General features: G+C 61.3%; 13 protein-coding genes. 3 read left to right on the forward strand and 10 right to left on the reverse strand.

Features of this window, described 5'->3' with window-relative positions; genetic code table 11:
• Positions 1-196 precede the first annotated feature (196 nt).
• The 9 genes from AC244_RS37780 to AC244_RS32810 all read right to left on the reverse strand — a co-directional run bounded on the left by AC244_RS37780 (position 197) and on the right by AC244_RS32810 (position 10507).
• Positions 197-358, reverse strand: a complete 162-nt coding sequence (locus AC244_RS37780; RefSeq protein WP_202596151.1) for a hypothetical protein — start codon at positions 356-358, stop codon at positions 197-199.
• A 118-nt stretch (positions 359-476) separates the two neighbouring features.
• A complete protein-coding gene (locus AC244_RS32775) occupies positions 477-1535 on the reverse strand; it encodes a PQQ-binding-like beta-propeller repeat protein (protein ID WP_082367315.1) in 1059 nt (352 codons plus the stop codon).
• 378 nt (positions 1536-1913) lie between these two features.
• Positions 1914-2759: a sugar phosphate isomerase/epimerase family protein gene (locus tag AC244_RS32780; RefSeq protein WP_053253005.1), complete on the reverse strand. Its 846-nt coding sequence runs from the start codon at positions 2757-2759 to the stop codon at positions 1914-1916.
• Positions 2756-4081, reverse strand: a complete 1326-nt coding sequence (locus AC244_RS32785) for a DUF6005 family protein (RefSeq protein WP_053253006.1) — start codon at positions 4079-4081, stop codon at positions 2756-2758. The genes AC244_RS32780 and AC244_RS32785 overlap by 4 nt, the downstream gene beginning before the upstream one ends.
• Positions 4078-5358: an AMP-binding protein gene (locus tag AC244_RS32790; protein ID WP_053253007.1), complete on the reverse strand. Its 1281-nt coding sequence runs from the start codon at positions 5356-5358 to the stop codon at positions 4078-4080. Before AC244_RS32790 ends, AC244_RS32785 begins: the two co-directional genes overlap by 4 nt.
• Positions 5355-7094, reverse strand: a complete 1740-nt coding sequence (locus tag AC244_RS32795) for an IucA/IucC family protein (protein WP_053253008.1) — start codon at positions 7092-7094, stop codon at positions 5355-5357. The genes AC244_RS32790 and AC244_RS32795 overlap by 4 nt, the downstream gene beginning before the upstream one ends.
• On the reverse strand, positions 7078-8862 hold the full coding sequence (locus AC244_RS32800) for an IucA/IucC family protein (RefSeq protein ID WP_053253009.1): 1785 nt from the start codon (positions 8860-8862) through the stop codon (positions 7078-7080). The genes AC244_RS32795 and AC244_RS32800 overlap by 17 nt, the downstream gene beginning before the upstream one ends.
• 552 nt (positions 8863-9414) lie before the next feature.
• Positions 9415-10245: a helix-turn-helix transcriptional regulator gene (locus AC244_RS32805; RefSeq protein ID WP_053253010.1), complete on the reverse strand. Its 831-nt coding sequence runs from the start codon at positions 10243-10245 to the stop codon at positions 9415-9417.
• A gap of 7 nt (positions 10246-10252) precedes the next feature.
• Positions 10253-10507: a DUF1127 domain-containing protein gene (locus AC244_RS32810; protein WP_152976217.1), complete on the reverse strand. Its 255-nt coding sequence runs from the start codon at positions 10505-10507 to the stop codon at positions 10253-10255.
• Positions 10508-10783: 276 nt separating this feature from the next.
• On the opposite strand from AC244_RS32810, the gene AC244_RS32815 reads away from it, so the two are divergent.
• Positions 10784-11029, forward strand: a complete 246-nt coding sequence (locus tag AC244_RS32815; protein WP_053253012.1) for a hypothetical protein — start codon at positions 10784-10786, stop codon at positions 11027-11029.
• Positions 11030-11153: 124 nt separating this feature from the next.
• Here AC244_RS32815 and AC244_RS32820 read toward each other — a convergent pair whose 3' ends face one another.
• The gene (locus AC244_RS32820) at positions 11154-11597 is read right to left on the reverse strand and encodes a hypothetical protein (protein ID WP_053253013.1); all 444 of its coding nucleotides are present in this window, start codon (positions 11595-11597) and stop codon (positions 11154-11156) included.
• 491 nt (positions 11598-12088) lie between these two features.
• On the opposite strand from AC244_RS32820, the gene AC244_RS32825 reads away from it, so the two are divergent.
• Positions 12089-12931 (forward strand): hypothetical protein, encoded by an 843-nt coding sequence (locus AC244_RS32825; protein WP_152976218.1) that lies wholly within the window; start codon positions 12089-12091, stop codon positions 12929-12931.
• Positions 12932-12957: 26 nt separating this feature from the next.
• Positions 12958-13740, forward strand: coding sequence for a hypothetical protein (locus AC244_RS32830; RefSeq protein ID WP_053253015.1), 783 nt, complete (start codon positions 12958-12960; stop codon positions 13738-13740).
• Positions 13741-13779 lie beyond the last annotated feature (39 nt).

Consider the following 13779-nt stretch of genomic DNA (forward strand, 5'->3'; position numbering starts at 1 on the left):
GCGATATCCGCTCCCACTGCTCGTCCCGAAGGATCAGACGATCCAAAACACCCATGACTGCCTCCAAAAGACAGTCTTGAATCTGATTTGCTCACCCTTGGAAAGCCCAAGAGTCCACACGACCTAGCCGGGAATTGCAGCCTTCAGGTACCGACGTGTGGTCGGAGACCGGTCGCCGTGGCGGCCGGTCTCCTGTTTACTTTCCGGCTGAAGCGGCAGCCGTCCTTGCGGCTTCCGCTTCGCCGATGGCAGCGGCGCATTCCTCGCAGCAGACTTCCACCGTCTTGCCGCCCAACTTGACCTTGATGCTGTTCTGATCGAGCTCACAGTCGCAGGCCGCACAGGTTTTCTGGCTCATCGTCCTCGTCTCCTCTTTGCCGTGGTTTCGACCATCAGAGAAGACCATCTGCACGCCGGCGTCGCTGTCAGATTCTTTAGCGATCGACGCGAGCAACGGAGGGTGGCGAGCCGATACCTCAGTATCGGTAGGCGCACACCGTGCGGCCATGGGCAACGGCGAGAAATTCACCGGACCGCGCAGTGCCACCGGACTGGTGATGGCCGGTGCGCAAATCCAGCGCGCCGGTCCTGTGGCCCTGCCGCGCATCGAACATCTCCAGCCGTCCGTTCTCCGTCAGAATGGAAATCGAGGTGCCGAGTTCGACCGGCCCGCCGACAGCCGGGTTGGAAAGGGGGCTTGCCCAGCGCTCCATCAGCTTCGTATTGCTGCGAAAGAAACGCTTTTGGCGCCGCAGCTCCAGATGCCGGAGCGTCGTCGCATCGTCGGCAACGGCCATGCTGTTTTCCGGGAGTGCCAACAGATGCATGGCGGCTGTTCCCTCGGGCAAGGCGAGGCGTGCGCGCTCCTTGCCGCTCGCCAGATCGTAGCCCATCACCGCGCCGCGGGCGCCGACGATGACCGTGTCGTCGATAATGGCGGGCACGAACATGTATTCGGTATGGGTCGCCGACCAACGCACAGAGCCGTCCCGTGCCGAAAGGGCAAACACGCGAACGGTGCTTTCGCCGAAGTTCGCGCCGCTGACGACGGTCGCGTGCACGACCACGTCTTGCGTTGCCGCCAGCGTGTAGCTGTGGCCGCCATTGTCGAACGTCCACAGAACGGCCCCGGTGCGGGCATTCAGGCACCAGGTTCGCCGGGCTCTGCCATGGATTTCCGCCAGAACAAGGCGGTCGCTGCCTGCCAGCGTGGGCGGGCCGATATTGCTGTCGATTGCATCGCACCGCCAGATCTGGTCGCCGTTCGGATCATAGGCGGCCACCGCTCCATCGAAGCTGCTCAGGAAGACGGTGCCGTCCGCACCGATTGTCGGGCGATTGGCGACATGATCGACGGTCGCATGCCAGAGCTCTTCGCCCGTGGCCAAGGCCAGCGCCATCAACCTGCTTTCGGAGAAGTCGCGCTTGTCATAATGGAACAGTTGGTAGACGACACCGTCGGCAAGCACCGGCCCCCTCGATTTGACGTTGCGCTCGTTGGCGAGCCTGACCGACCACACTGCTGTTAAACTCATCGTCCGCCTTGATCCTTGCCGCTGACCCCCGTGGCGGCAGATGCTTATTCAGTCATTCACCGAGGGGGAAGGGGGCTCGCAAACACCGCGATGATCTCCCATGCTCCAGCACGACGCCGAACAAAAATAGACCCATAAAAGTTGATTGATTTTCGGCTGCAAGATCGCCAAAGTGGTGGGGTAGAGCACAGCTCGTCCGCTTCAAGTCAAAAATGAGCTAAGCCGCGAACGAGGCAGTATTTCGGTGCTCCGACACTATACCGATAGACATTTGCAAGACGAAAACAAAAACAAAAAATGGGCCCCAGCATGTACAGCTAGGGCCATTTTTTTATGGGGCGCACCGGCACGAGCCGATGACGCCGCCAAAGGCGATCACTAAAAGTTGACTGTTCTGCGAACGGGCTCACGCCCCTCGATCACGCGGCGAAGCTGCCTGCGATCGCGGCGCAGGATATCGAGGCAATCATTGCCGAACCATTCCAGCGATGCATCGGGCTGGCCGTCGCCCGCGATCTCCAGGAGAAAACCGACATAATCGACCGTGCCTTCGAACAACGGCGTCATGCCGTCGCGGCGGCCGGCTGCGGCATAGACGTTTGCCGGCTCGAAAACCGAGAGGTCCGACCGGTCGTGAATGTTCTTCAGGTGGTAGTGGCGGATGTGCGGCTTCATCTGGCGATGCACGACGATGGGGTCGTCGCCGCCCTCCCAGACGTGGAGCGTATCGAAGTTGATCGCAAAGGCGGGATGAGCGACTTCCTCGATGAGACGCAATGTCGAGGATGCGGTATCGGCCAGCGTCTTCGGATGTGTCTCCGCCAGCAGTTGAATGCCATAGCCAGCGGTGATTGCGCATATCTCCTTCAGCCGCTCCACGATCCGTTGCCGCTCTTCATCGGAGACGGAGAGGCTGCCGCAATTGCCGGCGAAGGTGCGGATCTTGCGGGTTCGCCAACGGCGGGCGAGCCTGCAGAGTTCGACGGTCTTGTGCCTGAGCGTCTCCGGATCGCCGTCGAGCGGCAAGTAGTCGCTGATCATCGGCACCTTCAGCCCAAAGGTGTCGAGCCAATCGGCATTGCGGTCGGGCTGTTGCGCCAGGTTGCGCGCATGCGCGCCCCAAAGCTCGATGCCCTGGAAATCGTTCGACTGAGCCCAGGCGGCGATTTCGCCGAGCGAAATCAGATGATGGCGGAACGTGATCGTGCACAGCGATATGTTCATCGCGCAACCCTTTTCAGCATGGGCCTCTTCAGCATGGAAATGTCAGCGGCAATGTTCTGCTCGCACCAGAGATCGAAGATCTCCGCCAGCTTGCCTTTCAGCTTCCGCTCGATGCGGTCGGCTTCCGCCAGCCGCTCGAAAACCGGGGCTGCCAATGCGCGGTCGCCGGTCTGGCTCAGCTTCATGCAGTCGTAGTGCAGCGTTTTCAACGCCTGGACGAGCGCCTCGATCTCTTCGCACCAGCCTTCGAACTCGGCCGCCGGCAGTTTCAACGCCCGCCAGAAGAAGGCAAAGCCGTGCTCGTAGGCATATTTGCGGATGGTGATGACGGGCAGCTCGCGCACAGCCTCCGCCAGGTCCGAGAGGTCGATGCCGCCGGGTCCCTCGAGATGAGCCATGACGATCGCGCGCATGGCGTCGGCCAGCGGATTGTTGTCCCTGATGAAGCAAGCTTCGAAATAGGCCCTGAGGTCTTCGGCGGCGGGGGCCCGCGCCTCGGCATTGTCGAAGACATAACCGCCACCGACGGTCGGTTGCATGATCGCATGGATCACCTTTTCCCGGGCGATCTCGCCCTCCCAACGGTAATCGGGATCGTGCACGAACCACGTGTCGGGATCGGCGGTTTCCTGCAGCATGAGGTAATGCGGGAAGGGGTTCTGGTTGAACTTGTTCTCGCGCTCCGGCAGGTGGAACATGTCGAGCATGACCATGACGGAACCGGTTTCGGAGCGCCGGCTGACGAGATCGAGCAGTACAGCGAGGTTGTCGCTCTTGCTGATCTCAGGGTCATACCATTCGCGCACGGTGACGCGGTATAGCCGCTCAAACCAGCTTCGGAAGAATTCCTGGCTGATCTCGGGTGCGTGATAAAGAAGCTGGAAGCGGTCGCTGAGGGCAAATTTCGCATCCCAGACCCCGAAGTAGAACGGTCGGTGATCGAGGCCCTGGCGCTTTAGCCCGTCGCAGACGCAACTGACGAAGCAATGCACCTTGATGTCGTAATAGGCCTCGCCATGCACGCCTTCGTCGGTCGTGCCGCCGGTCAGCGGAAACGACGGGACCACCGTTGCAGCAACCTTCGGTTCATAGAGCGCGGCGAGGTCGGCGACGGTCTGGACATCCTGCCGGGCGATCGCTTCTTCAGGAACGCTCAGCCCATACTCCAGCTCCAGATTGAGAAAGATCTGCAGGATCAGGACGGAATCCAGATAGAGGTCCTCGTTGAGGCGAGCTTGCGGACCGAAGCCGTCGAGATGCGGATGCATCATATGCTCGCTGAGGACCTTGTGGATTGCTTCCAGGGTTTCGTTGCTGGTCATGACGCCGCTCCAGCGATCGGTTTGCTGAATTCGCCGGCGGTGTGCCGGGCGGCAACCTCGCGGCGGCTGATCTTGCCGTTCGCCTGGCGCGGGATGGCATCGACCTGGCGGATATCCATCGGCAGCTGATGGCTGGCGAGGTGCTGACTGCACCATTGGCGGATCGCTTGCGGTGCAATGGCTTCGTCGGCGCTGAACAGCAGCGCCACGCGTTCGCCGGCAAAGCGGTCGCCGATGCGGAAGGCAACGGCATCGCTGACGCCGGCCATCGCCATCACCGCATCCTCGACATCCCGGGGATAGACGTTGAGACCGGAGACATTGATCATGTCGTCCAGCCGCGACACGAAGACCAGCATGCCGTCATCGCGGCGGTAGCCGAGATCGCGGGTGTGGATGGCGATGCCATCGGCCTTCGCCACGACGATCTCGCCCGTATCCTCGGCACTGCTTCCGGTTTGCGGGAGAAGATGCGGCAGCACGAACCCCACGTCTCCGGCGGCAGTGACATCCGGATTGATCGCGATGCATCCGGCTTCGGAGCAGCCATATTGCTGGAACATGTGCCGGCTCTTGGCCCTGATCTGGGCAAACCAGGGATCCGGCAGCAACGTGCCCGACGTCATCGTCGCATGGATCTGCTCGCCCTCGGGCAGGAGCCGGGCAAGCGTGTGCAGGATCGCCGGCGAGGAATAGAGCAGCGGCCGCTCGACCTCGCGCAGAACCTTCATGAGATATTTCGGATTGGCCGTGTTGACGACCACCGGCGTCTGATCGCGTTTGAGCGCCACCAGGATGCCGCAGATCAGGCCATAGGAATGGGTGGTCGGGCAGGCGACGACCGGGGTCATCTCAGCCGGTTCGCGGAAGGTGGTGATATAGCTTTCGATCTCGGCGTCGATATCCTGCCAGCTTCGCACCACGCATTTCGGCGCTCCTGTCGTGCCCGAACTCATCTGCAGGAGCGTGCCGACGGGTGAGGCGTTCGCCGGTCGTTCCAGCACTTCGGCCGTCAGGCTGTTGTAGAACAGCCGGTCGCAGCCGGCGCCGATCGCAAGCTTGCGCGCGGCGGCATAGGGCGTGCCGGGGTGGATTGGCAATACGCTGGCGCCGGCCTTGCGGATGGCGAAGAACAGCGCCAGCCAGTCGGCGGTGTCGGCACAGCAGACCGCATAGCGTCCGTTGTCGCGGTCTTTCAGGCCGATCTGCCCGGCCAGGCGTGCGGATGTTTCGTCGAAATAGGCGCGATCATAGAGCCTGTCGTCGATACGGATCATGGCTTTCTCCTTCGTTGAAGCTTGTCCGCGGCGAGCGCATTGGGCACCGCGTGGTGGTACTCCGGCTTGCGCGCGAAGAGCTTCCTCGTCATCAGGGATTCGGTGAGAATTTCCGGCCTGTCGTGGCCGAGCTGAGCCTGCCTGCCAATCATGCCGTGCTTGTGCGGATAGGATGACAGCAGGCTCTCGACCCGCTGCCAGAACAGCGGCTCATCGAGGGCGTAGCAATGGGCGAGAAGATGGCTGATCTCGCTCAGATTGTAGACGAACAGGGTGTCCATCACCAGTTCGCGCAGCGAGTCCAGATTGTCCGTCCAGTAGAACTGGTCCGGCTCGGCATCCTGGTAGAGCGGATCCAGGGATAGAAAATCGGGTGTCTTTTCCGGTTCGCGCAGGAAGCCAGGCGAGAATTCGATGCTCTCGTGAAAATCCCGCAGGATCAGCCGTACCGGCCATCCGTCGCGGTGCACGAGCAGCATGTTCTGGCCATGCGCCTCGACGGCTATGCCGTGATAGACGAGCAGATGCCAGACGGGTAGGACGGCGACCTCGATCAGCCGGTTGATCCAGGGCATCAGCCCGAAGCGCTTGATCCAGTCGTCGGCAAAGGGCCGTCCGTCCGTCTCCATCATCATGAGCGCGGTAAAGGGAACGACCGCTTCTCCGGCTTCGAGCGTTGCCCGCGCGCTCTGACGCCAGATCGCCCCGACCTGCCCTGCCAGCGGCTCCTCGGCATCGGCGATAATCCCGGCATATTCCTGCAGAATGGTCAGGGGATATTGTTCGCGGAACAGTGGGTCCGAAGCGACGATCTCGCCGATCCAGCGCGAGATGACCGGAGCGGTGCAGACCGAATGTGGCTCCAGGGTGCGCCGAGAGGACGTGTTGACGATGTTGAGCGGCAGCTTGACGCTGGCGGCGAGCGGCCGATCCCGGTCGAGCAAAGAGCGCACCGACTGTGTGGCGGTGTAGTGGTCGCCGGCAGGGCCGAGGCAATGGGCTTGCCCGGCTGAGATCCAGCGGACAAGGAGCGTCTCGCTCAGATTGCGCCACTGCCACGGATGCAGGGGCACGAGCCCGAAATCGTCGGCGGAGAGACCAAGCTGCTGCTGCATGCCTTGAAGATGCGCCCAGGTCTCCTCGCCAAGTTCAGCTTTCCAGAACGCCTCTTCGTTGTCGGGCAACGCCTGGCGCAGATGCTTGCGGGCAACGAGCAGCCAGACGAGCTGAAACGACTGGCCGGCCTCCGGGCCGAAGAAAGCATGGTCGGCATGGGAGAAGCCGGTGCGGGCCTTGTAGCAGGGGTGGTAGGGATGCCCCTCGTCAATGGCACCTTCGAGCTCGGCAAAGGACATTTCCCGCCGGGGACGGGCGATAAGATGGCGGTCGTTCCACTCGGAAAAGGCAATCGTCTGCTTCATCTCATTCAGCAGCTTTCCCCGGGTGATGCCGGTGCCGGGAAGGGCCGAAACCACAAGCGAGAGCGAAGCTTCGCCCCAGCAGCCGTCGCTCGTGCGCATCTGCACCGATCCCGGCAACGGGCGGATTCGCCCGAATGCGCCGAGGATGGCGTCGCACTGAAACTCGCGGCCGCCGAGCGTCCAACAAAAATGCGTCGCGCCATCGCCGCCCTCGCTCCGATGCGCCGCGATGACGCCTTCGAACAGAAGGGCGGCGACAAGCTGGCGAAGCACCCGGTCGTCGGCGCGCCCCTTGATTTCAAGAGGCAATGGCATGGCTTGTCCTCGAGACAGTCAGCGCTGCCGGTGCCCTTAAAGGGTTTGGCACGGGTCGATAAAGGATCGGCGCGTGGTCGGATTGCAGTTCGTCGACATTGAACAGCCGGGTGGTCAGGTTGGCTTTGGAGGCGATCGTCGGCAGGTCCAGGACGTGCCGGGCGAAGTCGCGTCCAGCGCCAGTCATCCCGAATGCGCATTGCTCCAGGTGGTTCCGGAGCACCCGCAGAAGGCTGCCTTCATCGCACAATCCGTCGTGGCCCATGCGGCTGATGACGGAGAAGACCTGGTTGACGATGAGGTAGTAAGCGAAGCGGTCGCGGATTTCACTTTCGGGGAAATAGAGCGACGGGATCGTCTCGGTTTCCGGAACGTGGCTCGCCAGAAGGCTGCGATAGCGTTCGGAGAGGTAGAATCCCTGATTGTCGCGGTAGTAACTGACCGATGGGTAGCCGGCGCCGATGTCGAGCAGGCTGTTTTGTTGGTGCGCTTCGAGTGCGATGCCGTAGTCGTCGTAGAGCCGGATCAGCGGTTCGACTGCGCATTCGAGATACCGTTGGAACCAGGCGATGCAGACGTCGGCGAGAGGCTGTCGATTCCTGGTGGCGAGTGTGCGCAGGAGTTTTTCAAGCCTCGATGGTGCCTGCGGAAGAGGGTCTGCCGTCAGCGCCGCCAAGGTTATGACGCCCTGTCCCTTGCCATGGGCGAAAGGGTTTTCGCGCAGGATGACTTCAAAGCCGCTCTCGCTGTGGCCCGGCCGATCGAGCGCGATATAGGCCGGGTCTTGGATGATCCTAAAATTTGCCGAGCGCTTGGCAAAACCGATCCGGTCGATCAGCTTGGCCATCGCGACGCCCGCCTCCAGCTCCTGCCTTCGGTTCAGCCGGACGGAATTGGTAATGCGCACCGGCAACGAAAACTTGAGCATCCAGTCTTCCGCAGCGCCATAGACCGTGCGGACGGACGACGTTGCGCTGAAGAGTGAACCGGCCGGACCCAGGTGACGCAGGATGCCCGCCCGTTGCATCGCCTGAATGCCGGGGTCGAGCAGCAAGGCTTCCGCCTGCAGCGGGTGCATCGGTAGCAGGCATTCGTCGCCGGCAAGACCCAAGCCTTCCGCTTCGAGCCCTAAAAGCGAGCGGACGATCTCGGGCGCCGGTGTCGGGCGGGAGGACGCGTGACTGACGTGGTCCATCTTCGCTGCGAAATAATGCAGCTTGAACTGGCCGCGCAGTTCGGGCGCATAGCTCTCCTGTTGCCAATAGGTCATGCCCTGCCGGCTCTTCGGCGTCGGGTGCAGCCAGTGCCCGAAGACAAGCGACTGCTCGGCCTCGAGAAACTCGCCTGCTCCCTCCGGATCCGGCAGCGCCTTGTCGATATAGAGGGCGGTCTGCTGATAGCTTTCGAGCACCCGGATCAGTAGCTCCAGTTCGAAGCCACGCAGCGCCTCCGTCTGGCCGGCATCGTCCTGGCGATAGGCGGCCTGGACCAGCATATGCAGCGCCGACATCAGCTCGATCGGCCGCCAGGATGGATCGGAGACATTGCGCCCCCATGCCCTGCCGAAATGAAGCGGACCGCAAACGGACGATGAGGTGACCTCGACGCGCAGGATCATTTGCTGGCGGGGAAGCGACCATTCGATGCTGTCGCAGGATCCGCCGGCGGTCCGGTGCATGACCGGGACGCCGGGATTGACCTCCCTGAGATAGCAGTTGGCGAAGCTTTGAAATGTCGCAGTTTCTGCGATTTGCCTAGACGATTTCATGTCTGTCGATCCTCGGCACGCGACATGCAAAGTCGCGCAATCGCGTCGCGTGGGAGGCGCAACGCATCGAATTTTCTTAGTGAACGGGCTTAGGTCGGCGCGACATGTGTCACGCTCTGTCTGTCAGCCGCCAGTGGAGGCGGATGGGATTGGCGCAGGATCTGGTCGGCTGGCAGCCTGCGGGCAGAGGCGATGTGTTTCGGCGCACTAACCTGCGAGGCTATGAACGCAAATGCGCGGGTTGCCACAATTCTAGAGGGAAACGGACCAATGTGGCCACGTTCCCCTGCAAACGGCAGACGTCCGTTACGGCATTCCGGTGAGCTCATCTTCCACCCGTCTCGGCTTTCGGCGCGGTGCTTCAACATGCGCTTTCAAACAAAGACGACCGGCTCCGGATTTTTTTTCACGGATCGCGGAATTTTTTATGATTATTATTGTCCAGTTAAATTCCTGTCGCGTCGTCCCCCAAGTATACGGGTGCCGGACCGCACGTGGCGGCCGCCGGGGCGGGTGTAGCGATGATGCCTTCGGGCAGGTCGTTTTGCCGTGCTAGCGAAGATGGAGGGCGCGCTGGAATTCGGCGGGCGTGCGCCCATAGGCCTGTTTGAAGGACGCACTGAAATGGCTGTGGCTGGAAAAGCCGAGATCGAGGCCGAGTGCCGTCAGGTCATGGCAGGAGCCGAGCAGATCTAGCGCACGCGCAAGCCGCAGCCGCAACTGATAGCGGTAGAGTGGCATGGCTTCGACCTGTTGGAAAACCTGAGTGAGATAGACGGGCGACACGCCGACTTCCGTTGCCACCTCGGCCAAGGTCCAACGGCGGGCAAGATCGGTCGAAAGAACCAGCTTCGCCCGATCGACGAGCTTCTCGCGCCCATAGGTCGAGGCAGCACTGTGCGATGTCCTCTCACCGAGCGAACGCCGGATCAGTGTCAGCGTCAGGGTCTCGGCTTCGAGCGTTTCGGCAATCCCGCGATGAAGGCTATAACGCAACAGGGCGACAAGCGCCTGCGCCCGTGGATCGATGCGCCGGCGCGGTCTCTTGAACGAAACGAGCGTGCCGACGCGCAGTTGCTCCTTCGGCGCAAGTTCGCAGAGGATGGCTTCGTCCACCTGCACGTCAAGGCAGGCATCGCCGCCTTCGATCGGGTGGCTGACGCGATAGTCTTCGCTGCGATTGAAGAAGATCACCTGATTGGATTCAGCCACGGTGTCGGCCTTGCCCACATGCCGCATGAAGACGCCGCGATAGGGATAGACGAGGCTTGTGCGGTGGCTGCATTCCTCGCCGCTTTTGCCACGGCACGCGCCGTCGCAGACCACCTCCCGAAGCGAGGCGGTGGAGGTGTCGAGAAGCGTCTGGCACGAAAATTGGGACATCGCGGCCCTATTCGTCGCGTTTGTAGAAATCGTTATAGGCGGCCCCACGCGGCAGGCCAATATCCTTCAGTTGATGATCCGAAAGCGCAAGCAGGTCCAGACGCCCGCGCCGCGTGACCATCCAGCGGGAAAGCCGCGCAAACAGCCGCCAGGGAAAACCGCGTGTTTCGTGTGCGGCCGAAGCCGCAAATCTCTCCCGCGGGGCGATCAGCCGTGGGGAGACATAGATCAGGTTGCCATGGGATGAAGCTGTGTCCGACATCGGATCATCTCCCTTCATTCGTTTCCGATGGGAGCAGAATGACCTGTCGTCGCCGCAGCCGCTGTCAGATTATTTAGCGATCGGTGAGGGGTCGCCGGCGATCATGAACGCAAGCAACGCCGCCTTCTTGGTCTGGCTTAAGGCAGGGGACGTTGTTTGAGGGGGGCGTGGGCGGAGAACAGGCCTCGCCGAGTACCAAGGTCGCCGTAAAAGTACGACTTTAGTCGCTTTGCAGGTCATTGACGCGGCACTATTCTTACACTGGGAGGATCGCTCATGACCAAAATAGCCGTACCGCTGGTCAGTCACGGACATCCAGATCGGGAGCCGGATTGTCAATGCGCGGTTGAAGGTGCCTTCCTGGAACTGGTCGAACGCGCGGAGGCCGCGGGCTGGACATCGGACGAAGTGGCGGACTGTCTTGTCAGCCTGTCGCACAGGCATCGCACGATACTCAGCGAGGACATCCACCTGCTCGAAGAGATCACATCTTCGCTGCTGCTTTCGCGAAAGCTCCACTAGGGCCTGCCGTCGATGTGAACCGATTTGCGTTTAGCACGCGTGCCCGGGGAAAGCACCTCGGTGCTGGACGAATCTGTGCTTGCACTGGGCAGGCCTTCACCTTCCTTTCGTCCAGGATCCGGTTTCAGGCCGGTATGAACTTTCCGTCGTAACGCACGCGAAAATTCCGGCGTTGGGCATCCTCCTGGAAGCAGAGGAATACGAGCTCGAGATCGTTCGTGCTGCTGCGCCGCCCGAGCAGGCTGAGCGTGATCACGATCACGCCGCCATAGGTGCGCGTCAGGTCGATTGCGGCTCTTCGAATTTCATTGGTGCCGGCGTCGTCTCTGTCTTCGCGCCGTTCGTAAACCTGCCAGAAACGCGCTGTCTCCCAGGCCGAACGCAGCGCCTCTGTAATCTGATCCTTGAACTCGTCTGTCGACCTGCCCTTGCTCCACGAAACGGTCTGCTCGGTGTGATCGCCAAAGATGTCGAGATAACCGTCATAGTCGTCCGGATCGGAAAAACACCGCTCGATCATCCCGAATGCCACGTCCTCGGAAATCGCTGCCTTAAAAAATATCGTCATCGAATCGCCAACCCTGCCTTGAGCGCCTATGTTGTCAAAGCGTCGGCGGCGTATCTAGTCCCCGAACGTCCGATCGATGCGGAACGAACGTTTATCATTTCGCCGCAGTGACTTGAGGCTGGACGGCGCGATACCGATGGCGTCGCGGGGCGCCACGGCTCCGCATATGAGTATTGCCTTATATTTGCGGAATGTGCTATCGTTGATTTCATTCTTGATTGATGCAACCCGAATTTGCTTTTCGCCTTGCGACACGCAATCTCAAAGATCGCGTCGCAAGAGACATTTGTTTCGACACTCATATTTGCAGCAATAGAGATTTATTCAGTCCGGCGCAGCACGGGGATGCAAGACAGGATCCGGAGATCACTCCGCTCTGAAACTCCGGCGCAGATACAGGCGGGAGGAGGTGTGCTCAATTGCTCGGCACGGCATTTCCACGCGAAGTGTTTTGGCGTTCGGTGGTCTTTGTCTGTCTGTTGGTTGGGTCCATGTTATCGGCCGCGACGGTTCGCGCATCGCAGACGGACGGCGCCGACATGCGGTTCTTCGTCGTTCGCAGCGGCCAGCCGGGCTGCGAGCCGACCTGTCCCGAGTGGATATCTGCAGAGGGCACGATCGTTGACGAAAGTCCGGCGCGCTTCAAGAGGTTGCTTAAGTCCATCGGCAACCGACGCCTGCCGATCGTGGTGACGTCGCCGGGCGGAGACGTCGATGCTGCGATGGCGATCGGGCGCATGATCAGAGCGCGAAAGCTTGAAGTTGCGGTCGGCAAGACCCGCTTCATCGGTTGTCAACCCGAGCAGCAGGATTGCAGTGACAACGACGGCAAAGGCGCCCGCCACATCGGCATCGCCTATTCCGGCGAAGCCTATTGCAACTCGGCTTGTCCGTTGCTGCTTGCCGGCGGCACCCGGCGCGTGGTCGGCGAGTGGGCATTTCTGGGCGTGCACCAGATCACCACAACTTACGTTCAGACGGAGACGCAATATCGGACGAAATATCGTGTCGTGAACGGCAAGAAGAAGATGACCAGCAAGAAAGTCGTCAGCCGCAGGAATGTCGGCGGCTACAAGACCTATGAGATGAGCAGGGAGACCGAGCGCAAGCTGGCGGCCTATCTCGCGGAAATGGGCGTCGGTCGGTCCGTCATCGATCTGATGAAGATCACGCCCGCTGCCGACATTCGCAAGATCGAGCCCGTCGCGATGTTGGAAATGAAGCTGACGACCAAGCTGGGTGGGGTCGAACTGCTGACCTCGGTCGAGGCTTGCAGAACGGTGCCGGCAGCCGCCAACTGTCGCGTGTTCGTGATGTCGGACTTGGAGCGTTAGATCCGCGGATCTGGATGGAGATAGGGATGTTCGTATGGAGTCCCGCTGCCGACAAGACCCTGCCCCGTCTGCGAAGGGTGGCGCTGCTGACTTGCCTGGCGGCCTCAAGCATATTGATCCAACAGCCGGCAATGGCGGCAGACGAGCAGATGCGTTTCGTCGTTGTGCGCTCGAGCCAGGCCGGTTGCGAGCCGACATGCACGGAATGGATTTCCGCCGAAGGGATGATCGGCCCCAGAACGCCGACTTTGCTGAAGGCGACGTTGAGGACGCTCGGTGACCGCAAGCTGCCGCTGGTCCTTACATCGCCTGGTGGTGACATGGCCGCTGCCATGGCGATCGGCCGCCTTATCCGCAGGAATGGGCTCGGCGTGGCCGTCGGCATGACGGTTTTTGAAGGATGTGAGCCGGATGACGAGGGATGCCGGGAAAACGATAACAGGGGCGCGGACTATGTCGGAGAGGCGGTTTCGGAAGGACGATGTGCGCATGCATGCGCTCTGGTTCTGGCCGCCGGCGTTCGACGGCTCGCGGGCGATGGAACGGCCGTCGAGGATATTCCGATCGGAGCTGCCAGCGAGGCCGGCACCAAAAAGCTGGTGGCGTACTACGGCGAAATGGGCGTGCGACATCAGGTCCTGGTCGAAGGCCTCCGTGACGAGGACGGCAATCTCGGTCATTGGCAATTGTTCAAGGCGCTTCTGGTGACGAGCACGCTCGCAGTCGACCAACTGGTCGATGCACAAATCTGTCGGGGCACGCCCGCGCCCGACAATTGCCGGGTCTTCACCACGATGGACCTGGAGTAGCGAGCGGCTTGCGGTCTTGACGGGTGCAAACGCGATGCC

Origin of the sequence: Ensifer adhaerens (assembly GCF_001270265.1) — a bacterium.
Classification (GTDB): domain Bacteria; phylum Pseudomonadota; class Alphaproteobacteria; order Rhizobiales; family Rhizobiaceae; genus Ensifer; species Ensifer adhaerens_B.